At 73.3% G+C, this 16,299-nt stretch carries 17 protein-coding genes; 11 read left to right on the top strand and 6 right to left on the bottom strand.

Annotated features, from left to right (window positions below; genetic code table 11):
• Positions 1 to 13 precede the first annotated feature (13 nt).
• Entirely contained in the window at positions 14 to 1,564 is a 1,551-nt protein-coding gene (locus tag AB0C02_RS30215; RefSeq protein WP_357552531.1) for a glycosyltransferase family 39 protein, read from the bottom strand.
• A 97-nt stretch (positions 1,565 to 1,661) separates the two neighbouring features.
• Here AB0C02_RS30215 and AB0C02_RS30210 point away from each other — a divergent pair, with 97 nt between their 5' ends.
• The 6 genes from AB0C02_RS30210 to AB0C02_RS30185 all read left to right on the top strand — a co-directional run bounded on the left by AB0C02_RS30210 (position 1,662) and on the right by AB0C02_RS30185 (position 6,216).
• Positions 1,662 to 2,132, top strand: coding sequence for a GNAT family N-acetyltransferase (locus tag AB0C02_RS30210; RefSeq protein ID WP_357552530.1), 471 nt, complete (start codon positions 1,662 to 1,664; stop codon positions 2,130 to 2,132).
• A gap of 27 nt (positions 2,133 to 2,159) precedes the next feature.
• Entirely contained in the window at positions 2,160 to 2,555 is a 396-nt protein-coding gene (locus tag AB0C02_RS30205) for a cupin domain-containing protein (protein ID WP_357552529.1), read from the top strand.
• A gap of 154 nt (positions 2,556 to 2,709) precedes the next feature.
• Entirely contained in the window at positions 2,710 to 3,564 is an 855-nt protein-coding gene (locus AB0C02_RS30200; RefSeq protein WP_357552528.1) for an ABC transporter ATP-binding protein, read from the top strand.
• Positions 3,561 to 4,379 carry an ABC transporter permease gene (locus tag AB0C02_RS30195; RefSeq protein WP_357552527.1) on the top strand — a complete coding sequence of 273 codons (819 nt, stop codon included), beginning with the start codon at positions 3,561 to 3,563 and terminating at the stop codon, positions 4,377 to 4,379. The genes AB0C02_RS30200 and AB0C02_RS30195 overlap by 4 nt, the downstream gene beginning before the upstream one ends.
• A complete protein-coding gene (locus tag AB0C02_RS30190; protein WP_357552526.1) occupies positions 4,376 to 5,602 on the top strand; it encodes a sensor histidine kinase in 1,227 nt (408 codons plus the stop codon). Before AB0C02_RS30195 ends, AB0C02_RS30190 begins: the two co-directional genes overlap by 4 nt.
• Positions 5,599 to 6,216 carry a response regulator transcription factor gene (locus AB0C02_RS30185; RefSeq protein ID WP_357552525.1) on the top strand — a complete coding sequence of 206 codons (618 nt, stop codon included), beginning with the start codon at positions 5,599 to 5,601 and terminating at the stop codon, positions 6,214 to 6,216. The genes AB0C02_RS30190 and AB0C02_RS30185 overlap by 4 nt, the downstream gene beginning before the upstream one ends.
• Positions 6,217 to 6,257: 41 nt before the next feature.
• Here the strand turns inward: AB0C02_RS30185 and AB0C02_RS30180 are convergent, their stop codons facing one another.
• Positions 6,258 to 7,493 (bottom strand): MFS transporter, encoded by a 1,236-nt coding sequence (locus tag AB0C02_RS30180; RefSeq protein WP_357552524.1) that lies wholly within the window; start codon positions 7,491 to 7,493, stop codon positions 6,258 to 6,260.
• Positions 7,494 to 7,561: 68 nt separating this feature from the next.
• Between AB0C02_RS30180 and AB0C02_RS30175 the strand changes: the two genes are divergently transcribed.
• The 3 genes from AB0C02_RS30175 (at position 7,562) to AB0C02_RS30165 (ending at position 9,295) form a co-directional block, all read left to right on the top strand.
• Positions 7,562 to 8,065 (top strand): MarR family transcriptional regulator, encoded by a 504-nt coding sequence (locus AB0C02_RS30175; RefSeq protein ID WP_357552523.1) that lies wholly within the window; start codon positions 7,562 to 7,564, stop codon positions 8,063 to 8,065.
• A 68-nt stretch (positions 8,066 to 8,133) separates the two neighbouring features.
• A complete protein-coding gene (locus tag AB0C02_RS30170; RefSeq protein ID WP_357552522.1) occupies positions 8,134 to 8,700 on the top strand; it encodes a cysteine hydrolase family protein in 567 nt (188 codons plus the stop codon).
• 64 nt (positions 8,701 to 8,764) lie between these two features.
• Complete coding sequence (locus AB0C02_RS30165) at positions 8,765 to 9,295, top strand: GNAT family N-acetyltransferase (RefSeq protein ID WP_357552521.1); 531 nt, start codon at positions 8,765 to 8,767, stop codon at positions 9,293 to 9,295.
• On the opposite strand, the gene AB0C02_RS30160 is transcribed toward AB0C02_RS30165, so the two are convergent.
• Positions 9,195 to 10,226 (bottom strand): WYL domain-containing protein, encoded by a 1,032-nt coding sequence (locus AB0C02_RS30160; RefSeq protein WP_357552520.1) that lies wholly within the window; start codon positions 10,224 to 10,226, stop codon positions 9,195 to 9,197. The two genes, AB0C02_RS30165 and AB0C02_RS30160, sit on opposite strands and share 101 nt — an antisense overlap.
• 172 nt (positions 10,227 to 10,398) lie before the next feature.
• Between AB0C02_RS30160 and AB0C02_RS30155 the strand changes: the two genes are divergently transcribed.
• Complete coding sequence (locus AB0C02_RS30155) at positions 10,399 to 11,391, top strand: tyrosine-type recombinase/integrase (RefSeq protein ID WP_357552519.1); 993 nt, start codon at positions 10,399 to 10,401, stop codon at positions 11,389 to 11,391.
• Between the two features lie 79 nt (positions 11,392 to 11,470).
• Positions 11,471 to 13,063, top strand: coding sequence for an NAD(P)-binding domain-containing protein (locus AB0C02_RS30150; protein WP_357552518.1), 1,593 nt, complete (start codon positions 11,471 to 11,473; stop codon positions 13,061 to 13,063).
• A gap of 3 nt (positions 13,064 to 13,066) precedes the next feature.
• Here the strand turns inward: AB0C02_RS30150 and AB0C02_RS30145 are convergent, their stop codons facing one another.
• From AB0C02_RS30145 to AB0C02_RS30135, 3 genes are all read right to left on the bottom strand, one after another.
• Complete coding sequence (locus AB0C02_RS30145) at positions 13,067 to 13,666, bottom strand: nitroreductase family protein (protein ID WP_357552551.1); 600 nt, start codon at positions 13,664 to 13,666, stop codon at positions 13,067 to 13,069.
• 120 nt (positions 13,667 to 13,786) lie between these two features.
• The gene (locus AB0C02_RS30140; protein ID WP_357552517.1) at positions 13,787 to 14,932 is read right to left on the bottom strand and encodes a glutamate--cysteine ligase; all 1,146 of its coding nucleotides are present in this window, start codon (positions 14,930 to 14,932) and stop codon (positions 13,787 to 13,789) included.
• A 90-nt stretch (positions 14,933 to 15,022) separates the two neighbouring features.
• Positions 15,023 to 16,183 (bottom strand): M20/M25/M40 family metallo-hydrolase, encoded by a 1,161-nt coding sequence (locus AB0C02_RS30135; protein WP_357552516.1) that lies wholly within the window; start codon positions 16,181 to 16,183, stop codon positions 15,023 to 15,025.
• Positions 16,184 to 16,299 lie beyond the last annotated feature (116 nt).

The raw sequence follows: 16,299 nt of genomic DNA, 5'->3' as shown, positions 1-16,299 counted from the left end.
CCGGCGACCGTCGTCAGCCGGCGTGGCGTACCTCGGTCTCCCAGATCTGCGACCACGGCCGCCGCAGCCCCCGGCAGACGAAGACGGGCATCCCGTTCTCGTCGTTGTCGACGTCGACCCGCTCGTCGATCCGGCCGGCTTCGGTGACCTCGAGGAACCAGCCCCGTAGCTGGTCGGGGTCGGGCCAGCCGACGGCGATCACGACGTCGGCGTCCTCGGGCGGGCGGCCGAACCCGGCCATGCTGTTGTGCCCGGAGTACGCCCGCGGCAGCCCCCGCTGCGGCCCGTACCGGGCGACCGCGCCTGCCTCGCCGTAGTTGCCGGTGAGGATCACCGCGCGCTGCCGCTGCTCGGGCGGCAGGCCACGGTGAACGGCGGCGAGCGAGTCGGTGAACGCCGGCCAGCCGATCATCTCGCCCGCGTCATAGTTGACGTCGACCACGAAGCCGGGCAGCCGGTCGGCCGGCAGGACCGGCAGCAGCAGGAGCGCGCTGCCGGCCACCGCCACGGCGGCGCCGGCGGCGAGTAGCGCCCGCCGGGCCCGCACCGCGCCCCGGGCCGCCCAGTCGACGGTGACCACCGCGCCGGCGGCGGAGGTGACCAGCAGCAGCGGCGCGTCGTAGTAGCCCTTCCCGTGGAGGAGCAGCACGATCGCGAACACCACCGGCCAGGTCCAGCCGATCGCCCGGTACGCCCGCCAGGCCGGGCGGCGCAGCAGCGCCACCAGCCCGGCGATCCAGATCGGTACCGCGACCGGGCTGATGATGACCAGCTTCAGCAGGATCGCGTCGAAGGGGCCGCTGTAGGAGCTGTTGCCGGAAGCGATCCCGGCGGCCACGGACAGTTGGGGGAAACCGTGCGCGGCCTGCCAGAGCAGGTACGGGGCGGCAAGCAGGACGATCATGCCGGCGGCGACCCACACCCAGCGGTCGCGCAGCAGCCGGCGCGGCCCGGCGATCGCCACCCCGGCCAGCAGGCCCACGGCGAGCAGGGCGGGCAGCAGCTTGTTGAGCATGCCGACACCGAGCGCCAGGCCGATCCCGAGGGCCCACCGGCTGTCTCCGGTACGCAGCATCCGCACCGCGCACCAGGCCGCGACCAGCCACACCAGCACGTCGACCGTGGTGGTGCTGAGCATGTGACCGGGGGCGAGCACGATCCCCGCGATGGCGCCCAGGAACGCGGCGAGTAGTTGCGCGCCCCGGCCGCCGCCGAGTTCCCGGGCGGTCGCCGCGACCAGCACCACCGCCGCGCCGGCGATCAGCGCCGACGGCGTGCGCAGCACCACCAGGTTGCCGGGCGCGATCGTGTCGGCCAGCCGGGCCAGGGCCGGCACCAGGGGCCCCTGGTCGGCGTATCCCCAGTCGAGGTGCCGGCCGCAGAGCAGGAAGTACAGCTCGTCACGGTGGTAGCCGTACCGGCCGGCGAGCAGTAGCAGCACGGCGGTGACGGCCGCGCCGACCAGCCACGGCCCGGCGGTACGCGGACCGGGTGGCGGGGGGACGGCGTTCGCTGAAGGTGCCTCGGTCCTGGAGCGGTCGAGTGCGGTGTCGGGTTCGGCCACCTGCCCATCATTGTCATGTCCCGCCATTCATGGGTACCGGCCCGCAAGGGTGAAAATCGAATCGCCGGCGGCCGGGCGGGTCGATAGCGTGCGCGGGATGCGGATCCGCGAGTTCACCGAGCCCGACTGGGCGCAGGTCTGGCCGATCGTCGAGGACGTCATCACCGCCGGCGAGACCTTCCCCTACGACCCGCAGTGGCCCGCCGAGGTCGCGTACGAGGTGTGGGTGGAACGGCCGCCCGGCCACACGGTGGTCGCCGAGGCGGACGGCCGGATCCTCGGCACCGCCAAGATGGGCGCCAACAAGCCCGGCCCGGGCTCGCACGTGGCCACCGCCAGCTTCATGGTCGCCACCGACGCGCGGGGCCGCGGCGTCGGCCGAGCCCTGGACTGGGCCAGTAGCCGGGGCTACGCGGCGATGCAGTTCAACGCGGTGGTGGAGGCCAACGTGGCGGCGGTGGAGCTGTACCGGCGGCTCGGGTTCGCGGTGATCGGCACCGTGCCGGAGGCGTTCGCCCACCCGAGTCTGGGCCGGGTGGGACTGCACGTCATGCACCGTCCCCTGTGAGCGGTGCGGGTACGCGAGGATGGGCGGATGACCGCTGAACCGATCGAGCTGGCCGCCGCCCTGGCGCGCTTCGACCAGCTGTGGAGCCCTCGCATCGTTGCCACCGTGAATGACTACGACGTGCGGATCGCCAAGGTGGCCGGGGAGCACGTCTGGCACGCCCACGAGCACACCGACGAGTTCTTCCTGGTGCTCGAAGGGGAGCTGCGCATCGCCCTGCGCGACGGCGCGGACGCCGCCGAGCGGGAGGTGGTGCTGCCGCGCGGCGCGGTGTTCGTGGTGCCCCGAGGGGTGGAGCACCGACCGTCCGCGCCGGACGGGGCGTCGATCCTGATGTTCGAGCCGTCCGGCACGTCCAGCGTGGGCGACCGACACGACGAGGTGCCCGCCCACGTGGACGCCACCACCGGGCATCGGCTCTGACCGCCCCGGTCAGCGCGCCGCCGGCACCTGCTCTACGGGCACGGCGGGTGCGCTTTCCGGCTAGCCCAAGCCGGTCGGTGTCCACCGGCCGATGGACACCAGGTTCCATCCGCCGGGCGTACCGCTGTGCTGCGGGTCATTCGACGATTGAGACATGACCGACTCTCCCGCGATCCACATACGCGGGCTGCGCCGGCGCTACGGCGCCACGGCGGCCCTCGATGGCGTCGACCTGGACATCGGGTACGGCGAGGTCTTCGCCCTGCTCGGGCCGAACGGCGCCGGCAAGACCACCGCCATCGAGATCATGGAGGGGCACCGGCGCCGCGATGCCGGCGAGGTGCGCGTACTCGGCGAGGATCCACAGCGCGCTCCACGGGCCTGGCGCTACGGCATTGGCATCGTGCTGCAGGACGCCGCCGACGCCGCCGAGCTGACGGTGGCCGAGACCGTACGCCACTTCGCGCGCTACTACCCGGCGCCGCGCGACCCGGCGGAGGTGATCGACCTGGTTGGGCTCTCCGACAAGGCCCGGGCCAAAGTACGGACGCTCTCTGGCGGACAGCGCCGGCGGCTCGACGTCGCCGTCGGCATCGTCGGGCGCCCGCAGCTGCTCTTCCTCGACGAACCGACCACCGGCTTCGATCCGCAGGCCCGCCGGCACTTCTGGACCCTTCTGCGGCGACTCGCGGCCGAGGGCGACACGACGATCCTGCTGACCACCCACTACCTCGACGAGGCTGAGGCGATCGCCGACCGGGTCGCGGTGATCGTGCATGGCCGGATCGTCGCGGAGGGCGACCCGGCGACGCTCGGCGGGCGAGCCAGCGCCCAGGCGACCGTGCGCTGGGTCGACGGGGACACACCGCGCGTCGCCCGCGTCGACGACCCGGGTCCCCTCGTGGCCGAGTTGAGCTCCCTGCACGGCGGCACCGTGCCCGGGCTCACCGTCACCCGGCCCAGCCTCGAAGACATCTACCTCGACCTGCTTGGAGGCGTCCGGTCATGAGCACCATGCTGCCCGCCCCGTCCACCTGGCGCCTCGGCCTGGCCCGCGGTGGCGTCGAGTTGAAGTGCTTCTTCCGGGAGCGTGACGCGGTCATCTTCACCTTCACGCTGCCGGCCGTGTTGCTAGTGCTGCTCGGCTCGATCTTCACCGACGAGTTGCGCGACACCGGCGTGACCGCCAGCCACATCTTCACCGCCGGGCTGATCGCCGGCGGGGTCGCCTCGACCAGCTTCGTCAATCTCGGCGTCGGCATCGCGGCCGACCGTAACGACGGCACGCTGCGCCGCCTGCGCAGCGTGCCCATGCCGCCCGCGGCGTACTTCGTCGGCAAGGTGATCCTCGTCCTGGTCGCGAGCCTGGCCGAGGTCGTACTGCTGCTCGCGGTCGGGGCGCTGATGTTCGACCTCAGCCTGCCCACCGAGCCGGCGCGGTGGCTGACGTGCGCCTGGGTCTTCGTCCTCGGCGTCACCGCCTGTGCGCTGTTGGGCATCGCGGCGAGCAGCCTGGCCAGTTCGTCCCGGGGCGCGGGCGCGGTGATGAACCTGCCGTTCCTGGTGCTGCAGTTCATCTCCGGGATCTTCGTCATCCCCATTACGCACCTGCCCGACGTCCTCGTGCAGATCGGCTCGGTGTTCCCGTTGAAGTGGATGGCGCAGGGCTTCCGCTCAGTCTTCCTGCCCGACGTGCTGACCGAACAGGAGCCCGCCGGGGCGTGGGAGCATGGTCGTGTCGCCCTCGTCCTGGCGGCGTGGTGCATCGGAGGTCTGGTGCTGTGTCTGACCACGTTCCGCTGGCGCAACCGGCGGGCAGGATGACCCCCGTTCGCGCTGGCATCGCCGGTCTGCGCCGCAACATGCTCGCGCTGCGGCGGCACGGCGACCCGCTGCACAACCTGGCGTGGTGGGACATCTACTTCGGAATTGTCGCGCTGGCCGTCGCCACCCTGGTCCTCGTCGGCCACGCCGCCGGGGCGCTGCGGAGCCCGTTGCTCGTCCTCGCGCTGGTCGGTGCCCTCGCGGTCTGGTACGTCGCGTTCGGGCGCCGCCTTGTGCTTGCCGAGGACGACGGCTGGCCCGCCGTCGCCTTCCAGGTCGGCGTGATCGTGTTGTTCACCGCGGTGGTCGCCGCGGTGGGCACGGCCTCGTTCCTGCTCTTCGCGCTCTGCCCGCTGGCGTACATGACGCTCCGGTTCGGGCCCGCGACGGCGTTCGTGCTGATGCTCAGCATCGTTCCGCCGGTGGTCTTTCTCACCCGCACCGGCGATCTGTCCGCCACCGCGCGGGAGCCGCTGCCGGTCGCCGTGCTGGTCGCCGCCTTCTCGATCGGCTTCGGCGGCTGGGTGCAGCGGATTGTCCGCCAGAGCGAGGAACGCGCGGCGCTCATCGAGGAACTGCGCGCCACCCGCGCAGAGGTCGCGCGGCTGTCGCACGAGGCGGGCGTGGCGGCCGAACGGCAACGACTGTCCGGCGAGATCCACGACACCATCGCGCAGGGACTGTCCAGTGTGGTCATGCTCATGCAGGCCGCCACGGCGGAGTTGGACCGCGACCCCGCTCTGGTGCGGCGGCACCTGGCGATGGCCGAGCGGACCGCCCGCGAGAACCTGGCCGAGGCACGAGCCCTCGTCGGTGCCCTCACCCCGACCGTGCTGACCGGTGCAACGCTCGTGGCAGCCGTCGGGAGGCTGGTCGACCGGGTCTCCGAGGAGACCGGAGTGCGCGGGTCGTTGTCGGTCGAGGGCGCGCAGCAGGCCCTGCCGACCGCGGTCGAGGTCGTGCTGCTGCGCGCCGTGCAGGAATCGCTGGCCAACGCGCGCAAGCACGCCACCCCGACCGAGGTCACCGTCCGGCTGCGATACGCCGACGCTGAGGTGGCGCTCGAGGTGCACGACGACGGCTGCGGGTTCACCCCGGCTGGCACCGGACAGGGTTACGGACTCGCGGCGATGCGCGCCCGGGTCGAGCAGGTGGGTGGGGCGATGGCCGTGGACAGCTCGCCGGGCGCGGGCACGACGGTACGGGTGGAGGTACCCCTGTGATCGGGGTGTTGCTCGTCGACGACCATCCGGTCGTACGAGCGGGGGTGCGCGGCATGCTCGACGGCGAGCCGGACATCGCCGTGATCGGCGAGGCCGGTTCGGGAGCCGAGGCTGTCGCCTCGGCTCGCGCACTCGCACCGGACGTCGTGCTCATGGATCTGCGCATGCCGGGCCTTGACGGCGTGTCGGCCACCGGCCAGATCATGGCTGCGGCCCCAGCGGCCCGCGTGGTCGTGCTGACCACGTACGAGACCGACGCCGACATCTTGCGCGCGGTCGAGGCTGGTGCCGCCGGCTACCTGCTCAAGGACGCCTCCCGCGCCGACCTCGTCAACGCGATTCGAGTGGCGGCCCGCGGCGACACCGTGCTGGCGCCGGCTGTGGCGACCCGGCTGCTACGCCAGGTGCGTCAGCCGGCGGCGAACACGCTGTCGCCCCGCGAGGTGGAGGTGCTGCGCCTGGTGGCTCGGGGGTTGTCCAACGCCGAAATCGGCCGCGAGCTGTTCATCGCCGAGGCGACCGTGAAGACACATCTGCTACGTGCGTTCGCCAAGCTCGAGGTCTCCGATCGCACCGCCGCGGTCACCACCGCGCTCGCCTCCGGCCTGTTGTGAGACGGGACGCCCCCGCCGGGCATCGACTCTGACCGCCCCGGTCAGCGCGCCGCCGGCGCCTGCTCCGCGGGCACGGCGGGGGCGCTTTCCGGCCATCCCAGCCGGCGTACGCCAGGCACGGCGGCAGTGCCGACGCAGGCGAGCAGCACCAGCGCGCCGGCCACGGCGAGGGGCACCGACGGACCCCAGGCGCGGGCGGCGAGCGGGGCGAGGGCGTACCCGACCGGCATGGCGCCCAGCGACATCAGCCAGTCGTAGGAGGTGACCCGGGCCAGCACCTCGGGCGGGAACTGGCCCTGCACCACGGTTTCCCAGACCGGGTTGAGGAAGCCGAGAGCGACCAGCGCGAGGCAGTACGCGGCGATGCTCACCGGAGCGGGCGCGGCGACGGCGAGCAGCAGCAGCGGCGCGGCGTACGTGGCCAGGGCCAGGTTGCCCAGCAGCACCGGCCGGGCGGGGCGTACCCGGGCGGCGAGCAGCGACCCGAGTAGCAGCCCGGCGGCGCCGGCCTGCTGGAGCAGCACCCAGACGCCCTCCCCGCCGAGGCGGTCCACGGCGACCACCGGGCCGACTGTGATCAGCACCGCCGCGGCCCCGTTCCACACGCCGTGCGCGAGCAGACTGCTCCAGTACCAGTCGCGGGAGCGGACCTCCCGCCAGCCGAGCATCAGGTCGGCGCGGAGCGACCGGTGCGGGACGGCCACGTGCCGCACCCGGATGACCGACAGCAGCGCGGCGCTCACCGCGAACGAGGCGGCGTCCAGCACGAACGCCCAGCCCGAGCCCACAGTCCAGATCAGCAGGCCGGCCAGAGCGGGGCCGGCGAGTCGGCTGGCGTTGGCGGCGGCGCCCATCAGAGCGTTGGCCCGCTGTCGTCCCTCGGCCTCGACGGTGCCGGCGACGAGTGGGGACGCGGTGGGGATGGCGAAGGCCGATGCGGCGCCGCCAACGGCGGAAGCGACCGCGAGGTGGGGCAACGCGGGCGTGCCGCCGAGCAGTTCGACGCCGACGACCAGTTGGGCGACGCAGCGCACCAGGTCGGTGGCGATGGCCACCCGGCGGGCGTCGAAGCGGTCGGCGGTCACGCCACCGAGGGGGAGCAGCAGCAGCCGCGGAACCATCGCGCAGCCGAGCACCACCGCCAGGGCAGCCGTGGATCCGGTGGCGCGGAGCACGGCCAGCGCCAGGGCGGTGGGCACGACGGCGTCGCCGACGGCCGAGACCGTACGACCGAGGAAGAGCAGGCGGAAATCGTGGAGCCGGAGTGGATGCGTCACCGCGGCAGGATACTTAGACGTCGAATAGTTCGACAGCGAATATTTCGGTGACGGCGTACCGTGATGGGGTGACCCACCACGACCGCACCGACCAGCACGTAGCGCGCTGGCTGCCCGTCCTGCCCGACCTGGACCCCGACGTCGAGGGCGTGGTCACCCGGATGTCGGTCCTCACCCGGCACCTGCGCGAGGTCAAGGACCGGGCGCTGGCGGACCTCGACCTCCAGGAAAAGGAGTACGGCACACTGCACGCCCTCGCCGGGCGGGGCGGCCGGGCGGCGCCGTCGGAGATCGCCGACGACCTGCGCATGGCCCCCGCCTCGATCACCGCCCGGGTGGACGCGCTGGTCCGCCGCGGTTTCGTCCGGCGGATGCCGTCCCCGGTGGACCGGCGGCGGATCGACGTCGAGCTGACCGACGCCGGCCGGGCCACCTGGCGACGCGCGCTCGGTGTGGTCGGCGACGAGGAGCACCGGCTGCTCGGCGCGCTGACTGCGGACGAGCGACGGCTCGTGTCCGACCTGCTCCGCCGGGTTGCGCTGGCCTCCGAGCGCCCGCCGGCCCGGCCCTGACCGCCCGACGTTGTCGGTGGGGAGGTCTAGGGTGGCCGCGGATCGACATTCGCACGCCAGGGGGAGCCATGACCACGCTCATCGACCGGCCGCACAGCGCCCTGCTCGTCATCGACGTGCAGAACGGTGTCGTGGCGCACGCGTACGACCGGGACCGGGTCGTCGCCAACATCGCGACCCTGGTCGACAAGGCACGCGCCGCCGGCGTGGAGGTGGTCTGGGTCCAGCACAACAGCGAGGAGTTTCCCTCGGGCAGCGAGAGCTGGCAGTACGTGCCCGAGCTGGTGCGACGCGACGCCGAGCCGCTGGTGCAGAAGGCCTACGGCGACTCCTTCGAGGACACCGACCTGGAGGCGGTGCTCGCCGCGCGGGGCGTCGGCCGGCTCTTCGTGTCCGGCGCGCAGACCGACGCGTGCATCCGCTCGACCCTGCACGGCGCGATCGCGCGCGGCTACGACGCGACCCTGGTCGGCGATGCCCACACCACCGAGGATCTTTCCTCCTACGGCGCGCCGCCGCCGGGGCAGGTGATCGCGCACACCAACCTGTACTGGCGTTACCACACGGCCCCGGGCCGCGGCGCGGGCACGGTCGACACCGCCGAGGTCGACTTCGCCGCGGCCGTGCCCGCCTGAGCCGAGGCGCGAAGGCCGCCGTGTGCGGGCGAAAGCCGCTTGACGGTGTGGTGACGATCGAGCGGTGACGAGCTGGACCACTTACCTCGCCCTACCCGATGCCCCGGACGCGGCGATCCTGCTGCGTGAGTACATGGCGGAGATGGTGCGCCGCTGGCACGGCCGCCCGGAACGGCCGGGGGAGGTGTCCGAGGCGCTGGCCGAGATGCCCAGCGACGACCTGACCCCGCCCACCGGGCTGCTCCTGGTGGCCCGCCGCGACGGGCAGGCCGCCGGCTGCGCCGGCCTGCGCTGGCGTCCCCGCTGGGCGGAACTCACCCGGGTCTACATCCGCCCCGGGCACCGCGGCGCCGGCGGCGGGGCCGCCCTGCTGGCCGCCGTCGAGGCGCATGCCCGGGCGGCCGGGGCGGACCGGATCCGGCTGGACACCCGCGCCGACCTGGTCGAGGCCCGCGCCCTCTACGCCCGCCACGGCTACGTCGAGATCCCCGCCTTCAACGAGGGCCCGTACGCCCAGCACTGGTTCGAGAAGCTGCTGGCGGCACGGGCGTGTCCGCCGGATAGAGCCGGGCCAGGGCGTGGGCGGTCTCGGTAAGTCGTTCCCGCAGCTCGACCGGCGCCAGCACCTCCACCTCCGCGCCGAGCTTGAGCAGCTCGGTGTGGGCGTGCTTCACCGACTCGATCGGCACGGTGGTTTCCAGCCAGCCGTGCTCGTCGGGCTCGCCGGCCGCCGCCCGGGCCGCGCGGCTCATCTCCGGCGGAAACACGTACGCCGTGAACTCCAGCGCGGCCACGGTCATCCGGACCCGGGCCTGCGCCCGATAGACGTCCCGCTCGTACCGCTGGGTCCACTCCCGCCAGTACGCGGCCAGGTCGAAGTCGGCCGGCCGCGGGTAGCGCTCATCGCGTACCACCAGGTTGAGCACCGCGCCGACCCGGTAGGTGCGCAGCTGCTCGTCGCAGCGGGCCACCAGATACCAGCGGCCGGCCTTGAGCACCACACCCAGCGGCGCCACCACCCGGGTCACCTCGCGCGGGGCCCGCCACCGCCGGTAGCGCATCTCCACCAGGCGGTCCTCCCACACGGCCCCGGCCAGGGTGGCCAGGTGCGGGGTGGGCTCGGGGTGCCGGAACCAGCCCGGCGCGTCCAGGTGGAACCGCTGCCGCATCCGGCCGCCCCGGTCGGCCAGCTCGTCGGGGAGCGCGGCCAGCAGTTTCAGCTCGGCGGCGGCCACCACCGGCCCGAGACCCAGCTCGGCGGCCGGGCCGGGCATCCCGGCCAGGAACAACGCCTCCGCCTCCGGCGCGGTCAGCCCGGTGAGCCGGGTCCGGTAGCCCTCCAGCAGCCGGTAGCCGCCGGCCGGCCCCCGGTCGGCGTACACGGGCACGCCGGCCGCGCCGAGCGACTCGACGTCGCGGTAGACGGTCCGGACCGAGACCTCCAGGGCGTCGGCGAGTTCCCGCGCGGTCATCAGCCCCCGCGTCTGCAGGAGCAGCAGCAGGGAGACCAGGCGGCTGGCACGCACCCGCCGACGGTATCCCGGACCGGGAAAGCCGCTGGCGGCCGGATGGCCGGCAGGGTCGGCACCGGCCGCGGCGCTGGCGGATCACCGACGGCCGACCGGCGGAGGAGACCATCTGATCTTCATTGGGCGCGCCTCGTCGAGATCCACCCCGCCGGCTGAGAAGCTTCCTCGCATGCTGCGTTCCGAGGTCCTTCCCCACGGTTCGGCCCATGCCGTGCTGCCCGGCGGGCCGACCGACTTCACCGAGGCGTGGCTGCGCAACCGGCGGCTGTCCGAGCACACCCGCGACGCGTACCGGCGGGATGTCGCCGGCTGGCTGGGCTGGTGCGCCGGACGTGGCCTGGACCCGCTGCGGGCCACCTTCCTCGACGTCAACGCCTACGGGCGTGAACTGGAGGCCACGCTGGGCGAGCGCAGCGGCCGGCCGCTCACCCCGGCCACCGTCGCCCGCCGCCTGTCCGCCCTGTCCAGCTGGTACGACTTCCTGGTCAAACTGCGGGCGGTGGAGGCCAACCCGGTGGCCGCCGCCGACCGTCCCCGCGTCGACCGGGACCACTCCGCCACGGTCGGCCTGACCCCGGAGGAGGTGGACGCGCTGCTCGCCGCCGCCGAGGCGGACACCGGCCCGACCGCCGCCCGCAACCGGGCCACGATCGCCCTGCTGGCCGACCTCGGGCTGCGGGTCGGCGAGCTGATCTCGCTGGACCTGGCCGACCTGGGGGCCGAGCGGGGGCACCGCAGCATCCGGTTCGTCGGCAAGGGCGGCAAGGTCCGCCGTCGGGCGCTCACCCCCGGCACCGCGTACGCCGTCGACGCGTACCTGGCCGCGCGGGCCGCCGCGCAGCAGGTGACCGTGCCCGAGCTGACCGGTCCGCTGCTGGTCACCGCCACCGGCGCCCGGCTGGACCGGCACTCGGTGTTCCGGCTGGTCCGCCGGCTCGCGCAGGCCGCCGGCATCCCCGCCTGGGCGAAGCTGTCGCCGCACTCGCTGCGACACGCGTTCGCCACCGCCGCCCGCGCCGAGGGGGTGCCGCTGGAGGACGTGCAGGACGCGATGGGGCACGCCGACCCGCGCACCACCCGCCGCTACGACCGGGACCGGCACAACCTCGACCGAGACCCGGCGTACGTCATCTGGGCCGCCCGGGCCCGCCGTCGAGGGTGAGCCGCGGGGCGCGGACAGCGTGTGTCGCGGACAGCACCGAGCGTTGACATCTCGTCATCTATCGGCGATGGTCACTGGCGTGATCGGGCCCGGAGAGCAGACAGCGCCACTCACCGACCTGCGCCACGACGGCGGTGTCGAGGAACGCCAGTACGTGATCATCGGGGCCGGCCCCGCCGGCCTGCAACTGAGCTACTACCTGCACCAGGCCGGTGCTGACTACGTCACCTTGGAACGCGCCGCCGCCCCGGCCGAGTTCTTCCGGCGTTTTCCCCGCCACCGCCGGCTGATCTCCCTGAACAAGGTGCACGCGGTCAGCGCGGACCCGGAGATCCGGCTGCGCTGGGACTGGAACTCGCTCCTGCACGAGCCCGCCGACCTGCCGTTCCCCAAGTACAGCAGCGAATATTTCCCGCACGCCGACGACATGGTGCGCTACCTGACCGATTTCCAGCGCTACCACCAACTCGCGGTACGTTTCGACACGCCGGTGGAGCGCGTCGAACGGGTCGACGGCGGATTCCTCGTGCACACCCCGGGCGGGTCGTTCCGGGCCCGCTGCCTCGTCGTCGCCACCGGCTGGGGTCGCCCCAACGTCCCCGACATCCGCGGCATCGAGCACGCCACCGGCTACGAGGACATGCAGACCGACCCCGCCCACTACGCCGGGCAGCGGGTGCTCATCCTCGGCAAGGGAAACTCCGCCTTCGAGACCGCCTCGGCGATCCTCGGCCACGCCGCCATGGTCCACCTCGCCAGTCCCCGCCCGCTGCGGTTGGCTTGGAACACCAAGCATCCCGGCGACGTACGCGGTCACCACGGCGCCGTGCTCGACAGTTACCAGTTCAAGACCCTGCACTCGGTGCTCGACTGCGTCATCGACGAGATCCGTCCCGTCGGCAACCGGTACGAGGTCCACCTCACCTACACCCACGCCGACGGCGAGACGGCCGTCATGGAATACGAGTCGGTCATCCGCTGCACCGGCTTCACGATGGACACGTCCCTGTTCGACCCCGGCTGCGCCCCGGCCATGGTGCCCAGCGGCCGGATGCCCGCCACCACCCCCGACTGGCAGTCCACCAACGTCGACGGGCTCTACTTCGCCGGCACCATCGCCCAGGACCGCGACTTCAAGCGCGCCTCCTCGGCATTCATCGACGGCTTCCGATACAATCTGCGGACCCTCACCGCGCTGCTGCGCGAACGCTACGAGGGCGTGCCGCTGCCGCACGAGAGCCGCACGGCCGACCCGGACGTGCTCAGCGCGGCCGTGCTCGACCGGGTCAACTGGAGCTCGGCCCTGTGGACCCAGTTCGAGTTCCTCAGCGACGCCCTCGTCGTCGACCCCGACGGCCGCGCACGTCACTACGTCGACCTGCCCGAGGACCACATCCGGGCCCGGTTCCGCGATCACCCCCACTACTACACGTTCGGGCTACGCTGGGGCCGCGACGACTACGGCGACGTGTTCGCCATCGAGCGGCACCCGCAGCCGGACCGGGCCGCCGAGAGCGCCTTCATCCACCCGGTGGTCCGCCGCTACCACGGCGACACCATGGTGGCGGAGCTGCACCTGCTGGAGGACCTGCTCGCCGAGTGGCGCCGGCCCGACCGGCACGTCGCGCCCCTGCGGGACTGGTTCGCCCGAGAGCTGCCCCGCCGGCGCTGAGGTTCAGCGCCGCACCAGAACCTCCCGCAACGGCTTACGTTCCAGCTGCGGCACCCACGCGTCCGCCGCCGGGAAGCCCACCGGCATCACCACGTACGGGCGCTCCTCCGGCGGCCGCTCGCACACGACGTTCAGGAATCGCATCGGGCTCGGGGTGTGCGTCAACGTGGCGAGTCCCGCCCGGTGCAACGCGGCGATCAACATGCCGACGGCGATCCCCACCGACTCCTTCACGTAGTACGGCTTCGGCGTCCGCGGGCCCTGATGCACCTCGAACACCACGATCACCACCGGCGCGACCTCCAGGAACGGCTTGCGCCAGTCCGTGCCGATCGGGGCGAGCGCCTCCAACCACTGCGTCGAGGCCCGGCGTTGGTAGAACTCCCGCTCCTCGGCCTCGGCCGCCTCGCGCAGGCGCCGTTTGCGGTCCGGATCCGTGATCACCACGAACCGCCACGGTTGCAGGTTCGCGCCGCTCGGTGCGGTCGCCGCCGCCCGTACCGCCTCCTCGATCACCGTCATCGGCACAGGGTCGGGCGCGAAGTGCCGGATGGAGCGCCGCGTCGCCATCAGCTCGGCGAACTCCCGCGCCGCGTCGACCATCTCCGCCGCCGACCCGGGGCCGCGCCCTCGGGCAACCGCGATCCTGTTCGCGACCGTGTCCATGCCGCGCCTCCTCACCGGACCTGACTTTCAGCATGACCCACGACCCGGTCCGGGCGCTTACGCGAAAGAGCCGTCCTTCAGAGACCCGCCTCCGGCCGTCGCCGTGGCGAGGTAGTCGACCGCGTCGCACAGCTCGCCCCGACGCGCCACCGCCGCCCGCTGGCGGGCCGCGCCGCTGCCCGTGGCAAGCAGCGCCCGCAGCCAGTCGTCCACCAGGCCGTCGTCGCCGTAGCCGCGCAGCACCGGCGCCACCGCGGCCACGGTCTCGACCAGCAGCTCCCGCGCCGGGCGCAACCGGCCGGTCGCCACGTCCAGCAACTCGCCCTCCAAGCCGTCGCGGGCGGCCCGCCAGTACGCCGCGCGCAGCAACTCGCCCGGGATCTCCGGGCCCGCGTCACCCCGGGCCACCGCCTCGTCCGCCCGGACCACCAGCGCTCGCACCAGCGCCGCCACCAGCGCGGACTCCTGCGCGGTCACGGGCACGTCGGCGACCCGCACCTCCACGGTGGGAAAACGCAGCGAGGGGCGAACGTCCCAGAACAGCGTCCCGCCATCCACGGTGGCCCCCGCGGCCGCCAGCATCGCCACGACCCGGTCGTAGTGCGCCAACGACTCGAACCGGGGCGGGGGGCCGGCCACCGGCCACCGCGGCCACACCATCGTCCGCCAGCTCGCGTACCCGGAGTCCCGTCCCTCGCAGTACGGCGAGTTCGCCGTCACGGCCACCAACAGCGGCAGGTACGCGCGCAGGTGGTTGCCCACCAGCAGGGCCCGCTCCCGGTCCGGCACCTCCACGTGCACGTGCAGCGCGCAGATCGCCAGCTCGTCGTGCAGACCCCGGAAGGTCGCAATGCCCCGGTCCTGCCGCGGCCCCTGGGTCACCGGCGGGCACAACGCCCCCGGCAGCACCGACGTGCCGGAGGCCACCACCCGCAGCCCGTCCACGGCAGCGGCGTCCGCGACGATCCGCCGCGCCTCGACGAGCTGGTCGAGCAACTCCGTGATCGACCACACCGGACTTGTCCGGGTCTCCACATGCAGGGTGGTGATCTCACCGGACACGCGCGGGCCGAGCCGCTGGGCGGCCCGGGCCACCACCTTCTCCGCCCCCGGGGTCACCGCGCGGGTCACCGCGTCCACGACCAGGAACTCTTCCTCGACCCCGAGCCGGGGGCCCGCCGCCCCCGCGCGGTCGCGCCTCATACGGACCACCGCCTCCCACTGTCGGCCAACCCGGCCGCTGGCGGCGGCCCGGCCGACAGGGTATCGGCGATAGTAGTCCCGAAAACACCCTCAGTCAGTGACGGCTGAACGCGCCGACACCACAGCCGGCACGCCGTCGGCCAGCAGCCGGCCGATCAACGCCGCCAGCAACGCCGTCCGCTCCGGCATCCGCGACACGTCGACCCACTCGCCGCGGGCGTGGGGCAGGCCGCCCACCCCACCCAGGCCGTCCAACGTGGGCACCCCCAGGGCCCCGGTGAAGTTGGCGTCCGACGCACCGGGTGCATGCGTTCCGCGCACCGCCGGCAGCCCCATCCGGGTCGCCGCGTCCTGGGCCAGTCGCAGCAGCGGCGTCGCCACCGCCTGCGGCATCGGATACCGGTTGACGCCGCCGGTGACGGTCAGCCGGGCCCCCGGCAGTCGGGGCCGCAGCGCCCTTACCAGGTCGTCCACCCGGTGCAACTCCTCCCGGGTCCACGCCCGCACGTCCACCGACAGCGCCCCGGATTCCGGCACCACGTTGGAGGTGGTCCCGGCCGACAGCACCGTGGGGGTCACCGTGGTCTCGCCGTCGGCGAACCGCTGCACCGCCAACGCCTGGTGCGCCACCTCGACGGTCGCGTTCACCCCCCGGTGCGGCTCCACCCCGGCGTGCGCCGCCCGTCCCCGCACCACCAGCCGGTACGCCGAGCCGCCCTTGCGCGCCACCTTCAACTCGCCCGACTCGGTGGACGGCTCGCCCACGAGCACCGCGCCCGAGCGGGTGGCCTGTTCCTCGATCAACGCCCGGGAACCCGGCGATCCGCTCTCCTCGTCGCAGGTCAACAGCAGACCCACCTCGGCGGTCCGGGGCAGCAACTCCAGCGCGGTCAGCATCTGCACGATGCCGGCCTTCATGTCGCACACCCCGGGGCCGGTCGCCAGGTGCCCCCGGACGGAGAAAGGCCAGTCCCGGATCGTGCCATGCGGCCACACCGTGTCGAAATGACCAAGCAGCAGCACCCGCTGGTCGGTGGCTGGCCACAGCAGGTGCGGCAGGCCGTCCACGACCACCCGCCGCGCGGGCCGACCCAGCGCCGCCTCGCCCCAGGCCGCCAGCATGTCGGCGCACGCCGACAGGTGCGACACCTCCCCGGGCGGGGATTCGCAGGCCACCAGTTCCTCCAGGCGGGCCACCATCGCCCCGGCCCGGGCCCGGGCACTGCGCAGAAACTCCGCCTCGTCCACCATGATTCGATCGTTCCACCGGCACCTGACCGCGCCTACAGCCATCGTGCTCAGTTCACCGTCGGCCCAGGTGGGCCACGGTGGTGGGCGTCGGCTCGGCAGGCACGTGCCTGCCGAGC

The sequence above is a fragment of the Micromonospora sp. NPDC048999 genome (assembly GCF_040649295.1).
Classification (GTDB): Bacteria; Actinomycetota; Actinomycetes; order Mycobacteriales; family Micromonosporaceae; genus Micromonospora.
The sequence above is the reverse complement of the archived record's forward strand: the minus strand, read 5'-3'. Positions and strand labels throughout refer to the sequence as shown.

Coding starts and splice junctions, on each gene's coding strand:
- AB0C02_RS30135 (WP_357552516.1), bottom strand. CDS start 16,183: ATGGTGGACGAGGCGGAGTTTCTGCGCAGTGCCCGGGCCCGGGCCGGG.
- AB0C02_RS30210 (WP_357552530.1), top strand. CDS start 1,662: ATGCGGATCCGCGAGTTCACCGAGCCCGACTGGGCGCAGGTCTGGCCG.
- AB0C02_RS30140 (WP_357552517.1), bottom strand. CDS start 14,932: ATGAGGCGCGACCGCGCGGGGGCGGCGGGCCCCCGGCTCGGGGTCGAG.
- AB0C02_RS30195 (WP_357552527.1), top strand. CDS start 3,561: ATGAGCACCATGCTGCCCGCCCCGTCCACCTGGCGCCTCGGCCTGGCC.
- AB0C02_RS30190 (WP_357552526.1), top strand. CDS start 4,376: ATGACCCCCGTTCGCGCTGGCATCGCCGGTCTGCGCCGCAACATGCTC.
- AB0C02_RS30200 (WP_357552528.1), top strand. CDS start 2,710: ATGACCGACTCTCCCGCGATCCACATACGCGGGCTGCGCCGGCGCTAC.
- AB0C02_RS30205 (WP_357552529.1), top strand. CDS start 2,160: ATGACCGCTGAACCGATCGAGCTGGCCGCCGCCCTGGCGCGCTTCGAC.
- AB0C02_RS30170 (WP_357552522.1), top strand. CDS start 8,134: ATGACCACGCTCATCGACCGGCCGCACAGCGCCCTGCTCGTCATCGAC.
- AB0C02_RS30155 (WP_357552519.1), top strand. CDS start 10,399: ATGCTGCGTTCCGAGGTCCTTCCCCACGGTTCGGCCCATGCCGTGCTG.
- AB0C02_RS30145 (WP_357552551.1), bottom strand. CDS start 13,666: ATGGTCGACGCGGCGCGGGAGTTCGCCGAGCTGATGGCGACGCGGCGC.